A 526-nucleotide genomic window follows, 5' to 3' on the forward strand; every position below is an offset into this window, starting at 1 on the left:
CGTCCTTCATCGGCTCCTGGTGCCAAGGCATCCACCGTACGCTCTTAAACACTTACAAACATTTATCAAAACAAAAATAAAGATGCTCGCATCCACTGTGCAATTCTCAAACAACACACACCAACCACATCCAACACCCCAAACAAATGTCTTCACACTCGCTTGATAACAGGCGGACCGCAATCGGCATCCATGTCTAACCCTAGAAAAAACTCATCTCTGCTCGCACAGAGGTGTGTTCCCTCAGGACCCAATAGTGTATCGATGCTTTATATGGTCACCCACATAAACGCCGGCAGTCTTTCTTTAACGAAAGACGTTGGCATTGTTAGTGTTTCACCCATGAGCTCCCACCGCCAAACATTTGCTGACGTAATGGGGCCACTCATTCACACCATCATCTCCCGCAAAGGAGTGATGCCGGCGCTGGTACAAAGCAGCACGAAGAATGAGTTTATGTTGCTCCTTAGAAAGGAGGTGATCCAGCCGCACCTTCCGGTACGGCTACCTTGTTACGACTTCGTCC

Annotated in this window: 1 rRNA gene; it reads right to left on the reverse strand. The window is 48.7% G+C overall.

Annotated features, from left to right (window positions below):
• Nucleotides 1-470: 470 nt before the first annotated feature.
• Nucleotides 471-526: ribosomal RNA gene (locus AC1TQG_RS27790) — 16S ribosomal RNA — on the reverse strand; the annotation flags it as partial.

The organism is Williamsia sp. Y844 (assembly GCF_056786475.1).